Genomic DNA, 4,756 nt, shown 5'->3' with positions numbered 1-4,756 from the left:
TGGATGCATCGAGCGCTGCCATGAATCTCGTCCTCCTGGGGATGCGAGGGATGGCTGTGAATTTGCTCTGGATGGATCTGGATCAGCAGAAGGATATGAAGCGATGGGCGGAAATGCAGGCCACGACGGAATCGATCGTCCGGCTTCAGCCACACTATGAAAAGGTGTGGGACTTTAATGGCTGGAATCTGGCCTATAACACGTCAGCGGAATGGGACGCTGTGCCTGATCGCTACTACTGGGTCAAGCAGGGTGCCAAGTTCCTGAAGCGAGGAGTGGAACGAAACAAGCGATCGACCGAACTTCACTACCGCACCGGGAAAGTGATCCAGCACAAGATCGGTTATGCCGACGAGGCCGCTGACTATCGTCGTTACTTCCTCTCGGACCCTGATCCTGCCTACGAAGGGAAGCCCGATCTGGTGATCAATCCCGAAGGGAAGGATAACTTCCTGGAAGGGAAACGCTGGTTTGAACTCGCCTGTGAAAGAGAACTTTCCCGTCCTCAGCACATTCTGGATCGCAGTCTGTTCCGCGCTACCCCTGCACGATGTCAGTTCGACTATGCCCAGGCGTTGCAGAAAGACGGAAAATTCGGGGAAGGGACGCGCGAGGCGTGGGATCAGGCACGCAAGGACTGGACGGAAGGTTATGGGCGTGAAATTTTCCATGCTCTGATCGGTTCAGAAGAATCTGATATTCGTCTCGAAATGACGGACGAAGAAATTAAACAGATTGCTTCGACTCCGGATGACGAGCAGCGTGTTCGCAAGGCCGTCGATGCCTACCAGAAGATGACGAACTACCGCTACTGGCGTATGCGGGCGTATGCCGAGGCTGAACCGGAAACGGCAGAAGCCCATCGTGCAATCTTCGAAGCCAAGCAGGCGTACAAGGCTCAGGAATTCGACAATGCCCGGAACGCGGCCTACCGCGGAATGGAAGGCTTCGACAAGCTGTTGAAGAGTCCTGAATACGAAATGCTGACGGACGAAGATCTGTTGTGTGAAGAATGTCTGCTCGCGTGGAAGATCTGGGACGACATCTACCAGGTGGCTGGCGAGAAGATTCCTGACGACTATCCGCTGAAGTGGCTCGTTGAACTGAAACAGGGCAACGACCAGCTGATGGCGAACGTCAACAAACAGTTCAAGCGGTTGTTCCTCGAGAATAGATAAGTGGTAATGACGGCTTGGGATCAGGTCATCAAGCGGACCGCCGAACACGTTCGGCGGACGCTTGAGAATGACACGACAGGACACGACTGGTGGCACATTGATCGGGTCCGCCGTAACGCTCTGCGAATTGCCGCAGAAGAGAAGGCGGACATGGTCATCGTGGAACTGGCCGCTCTGCTGCACGATATCGCTGACTGGAAGTTTCATGGTGGTGATGACACCGCGGGGCCACGGGCAGCCCATGCGTGGCTGAGTGAGAACAATGTTGATCCTGCTGTTGTGGATGCCGTGTGTGATATTGTTGCTCGAGTGACCTTCAAAGGGGCGGGTGTTCCGACGGAAATGCCGACGATTGAAGGCAAATGCGTTCAGGACGGAGACCGTCTGGATGCGATTGGAGCAATCGGTGTTGCTCGTGCGTTCACCTATGGCGGGCACATGGGGCGGCCGATGCATGACCCGTCGGTCCCCGCGGAACTGCATTCGTCGTTCGCGGCTTACAAGTCGAAGTCAGGTCCGACCATCAATCACTTCTACGAAAAACTGCTGCTTCTGAAAGATCGAATGCAGACGGATTCAGGGCGGCGAATCGCTCATGAACGCCACGCATTCATGGAAAACTACCTGCAGCAGTTCCTGGCGGAATGGAACGGCGCGGACGGGCTTCTCGTCGCCCAGACACCCTCCGCCTGATCTCAACCTACTCTTCGCTGCTGATCTTGAGATGGGGTGCCCCTGTGCGCAATGAGCCTTTCCAAACTGGCGCGAGCCGACTTTCGTCTCCCCTTTCAGGGTGATGCTGTCGCTGGAATCGCCGGCGCTCGACCACGCTGAATTCCTTCTCGATGTGAGAAGTCCTCTTCGCTTGGGCCGCGGGAGTGCGTATCTGGATCAGGCCAGGCCACCGGGAACGGGTTCCTGGCACTGATCGACAGACTTTGGTGGGACTTAATGCCGGGCGATCTGGGGCGGATTCGACAGGGTGTAGATGAGTGATTCAGCCGCGATGCGGTCCCTGACCAGCTTGGACGACTGCAGAATGCCGAGCAGTGTCTGGCCGTCAAACATTCGCATGGGGCTGGACGTGGCTCGCTGTAAGAGCTGGTCGACCTGATTGACGTCGGGGCGTTTTTCGAACGGCTTATCCGACGCGACGACAAATCCCCAGGCAGACCCGTATGTCGGGACGTTGACGGTCGCAATCGCCGTATCGCGGAATACGGATGCAATCGTCTTCGCTGTTCTGGCGAGCGGTTCGATGAGCGGTGGTGACTGTGAACCCGCTTGATTGACGAAGAATCCGCCCGGCGTGAGGGCGTTCTGGCAGTGCGTAAAGAATTCTTTCGTGAACAGCTTGTAGGCCGGGCCAGATTCAATGGGGTCGGTCAGGTCGGCGATAATGACATCCCAACCGCTCGTGTTCGCAATGACATCGAAGGCATCTGCGGCTTCAATCCGGACGCGTGGGTCGTCCAGTGAACCTTGATGGATTTGTGGCAGATGTTGTCGGCAGGCCTCGATGGCATCGCGGTCAATGTCGACGAGCAGAATCTCTTCCACGTCGTTCCACTTGAGCGCCTCGCGAGCCGCTCCACCATCGGCTCCGCCGGCAATCAGAATCCGGCGAGGCTGACCGTAAAGAACAAAGGGAGTGTGAACCAGCGGCTCGTGGTAAAGGAACTCGTCACCGGTGCATGTCTGCCACCGGCCGTCGAGGACGAGTGCTTTTCCATAAGCACCACTTTCGACGACGTACAGTTCCTGAAACGGTGTCTGCTGATGGTGAAGAACCTTGCTGACGCGGTGCTGCCAGATGTCGTCAGGGGTGAATGATTCACCGATCCAGCGTTCTTGTGTATTCATCGATATGGACCTGTCACAGAGTCTTGATGTTAAAGCGTCTTGAGGTTACCCGGGGGGCGTTCACGGCAGTCCGGGGACTGCGCGTGCGATTCTGACAAAAAGGAGTCGCAACCGCGCAAGGCCGGCAACTGTCTGCCTCGACTCCATGAATACGCAACGCATATCGCAACGGACTCGGTCATCAAGGTGCCGATGACTCCCACCCTTCCAGCTTCACCAAAGCGTATAGCCACCGTCAATGACCATCGCGGCTCCCGTGACGTAGCGGGACGCGTCACTGGCCAGGTAGACCGCCAGCGGCCCCAGATCTTCAGGCTGGCCGAAGTCTCCGCTCGGAATCTGTTGACGGAATCCCTTGATCATTTCAGGGGCGTCGTTGGCCCAGCGGATATTGGGAGCGGTCATGAATCCTCCCGGACAGATCGCATTGACCGTGATCTTGTGCGGAGCCCAATCCGCTGCGGCCGAGCGGGTCAGATGCATGACTGCAGCCTTAGCCGTTTCGTAGCTTCGGCCACCGATTCCGCGGTTGGCGACCATTCCCGAAATGGAAGCGATGTTGATGATCCGGCCCCCCTGCCCTCGTTCGATCATCGATTTACCGATGTATTTCATACACAGGAACGTGCTGGTCAGATTCAAATCGATGATCTGCTGCCACTGCTCGAGTGTCTGATCCTCGATCTGGACGTCAATTCGTCGTCCTCCCACATTATTAATCAGGATGTCGATCGGACCATGATGCTGCAGGACCTGATTGCAGATCGCTTCGCACTGGTCCGGCTGACTGACGTCCCCTTCGATTGCCCAGGCTTGTCGCCCAAGGGCACGAATATCATCGGCGGTCCCTTTCAAGCTGGTCGCTTCGCGGCCGACCAGGACGACGTCGGCCCCCGCGTCTGCAATTGCGAGCGCCATTTCGCGACCCAGTCCCCGGCTGCCGCCGGTGATGAGAAGACGTTTTCCATTCAGTCGAAACCGGTCGAAGATACTCATGAATTTCCCTTTTCTCACAGTCATCATGGGACGTCGCGTGCTTCCGTCGATTCGCTGCGCGACGGAGATGTCAGAGCCACAGCCGGATTCGATCTTTCAACTGTTGCGGGATTCGTTTCATCACGGCCCGTTCAATCTGGTTTGTGGCGTATCGCGTACTGAAGTGCATGGCAATGATCAGTTCGTTATGGAACTTGTCTGCACGTTCGATGATGTCGTCCAGGTGCATGTGTCCGAATTTGTAGATCTTTTCCTTGCGGTGTTCGGGGCGGAAGAATGTGATTTCTGTAATCAGGATCTTGGCTTCGAAGACGGGGGGATAGTTATCGATTCCGGGAGGAGCCGTGTCACCCGTATAGCAGACGAGCGGAGTTCGCACTTCGTGTGTGACTTCCTCACCTGACATTCTCAGATCCCGGATTTCGTTACCGGTGAGTGTGATGTACTGGGGCTTGAGTTTTTTGCGGCGCTGCCAGACGACGTATCCCACTGAGGGGACCGTATGGCGGGTCGGAAAGACCGTCACGACGTGATCACGTGAGATCTCGATTTCCTGGCCGGCCTTGACGCCGATCAGTTCGCAGACCATGCGGCCCCGATCCAGTTGCTGCCAGACTTTCAGCAGGCGTTCGGCCCATTCGACGTTTTCTTCCGGAAGGTAAATCCGGGGAGGTTCCATTTTCATCATCCGCCGGCGCGCGACATAGACTGGCAGAGCC

General features: G+C 56.6%; 5 protein-coding genes. 2 read left to right on the top strand and 3 right to left on the bottom strand.

Annotated features, from left to right (window positions below):
* The coding region (locus tag VGE80_RS10825) for a hypothetical protein (RefSeq protein ID WP_440592675.1) at positions 1 to 1,178 on the top strand (1,178 nt) is incomplete at its 5' end.
* 6 nt (positions 1,179 to 1,184) lie between these two features.
* A complete protein-coding gene (locus tag VGE80_RS10820; protein ID WP_397570999.1) occupies positions 1,185 to 1,871 on the top strand; it encodes an HD domain-containing protein in 687 nt (228 codons plus the stop codon).
* Between the two features lie 255 nt (positions 1,872 to 2,126).
* Here VGE80_RS10820 and VGE80_RS10815 read toward each other — a convergent pair whose 3' ends face one another.
* The 3 genes from VGE80_RS10815 to VGE80_RS10805 form a co-directional block, all read right to left on the bottom strand.
* Positions 2,127 to 3,041 (bottom strand): spermidine synthase, encoded by a 915-nt coding sequence (locus VGE80_RS10815; RefSeq protein ID WP_440592674.1) that lies wholly within the window; start codon positions 3,039 to 3,041, stop codon positions 2,127 to 2,129.
* 213 nt (positions 3,042 to 3,254) lie between these two features.
* Positions 3,255 to 4,037 (bottom strand): SDR family NAD(P)-dependent oxidoreductase, encoded by a 783-nt coding sequence (locus tag VGE80_RS10810; RefSeq protein ID WP_440592673.1) that lies wholly within the window; start codon positions 4,035 to 4,037, stop codon positions 3,255 to 3,257.
* 70 nt (positions 4,038 to 4,107) lie between these two features.
* Positions 4,108 to 4,756, bottom strand: a 649-nt coding sequence (locus VGE80_RS10805; RefSeq protein WP_440592672.1) for an MBL fold metallo-hydrolase, incomplete at its 5' end; no start/stop codon positions are given.

Origin of the sequence: Schlesneria sp. (assembly GCF_036405755.1) — a bacterium.
Taxonomy (GTDB): Bacteria; Planctomycetota; Planctomycetia; order Planctomycetales; family Planctomycetaceae; genus Schlesneria; species Schlesneria sphaerica.
This window is presented reverse-complemented; position numbering and strand designations above follow the sequence as displayed.

What these genes read in the sequence shown, in the direction of transcription:
- VGE80_RS10820 (WP_397570999.1), top strand. Translation starts at nt 1,185, where the DNA reads ATGACGGCTTGGGATCAGGTCATCAAGCGGACCGCCGAACACGTTCGG.
- VGE80_RS10815 (WP_440592674.1), bottom strand. Translation starts at nt 3,041, where the DNA reads ATGAATACACAAGAACGCTGGATCGGTGAATCATTCACCCCTGACGAC.
- VGE80_RS10810 (WP_440592673.1), bottom strand. Translation starts at nt 4,037, where the DNA reads ATGAGTATCTTCGACCGGTTTCGACTGAATGGAAAACGTCTTCTCATC.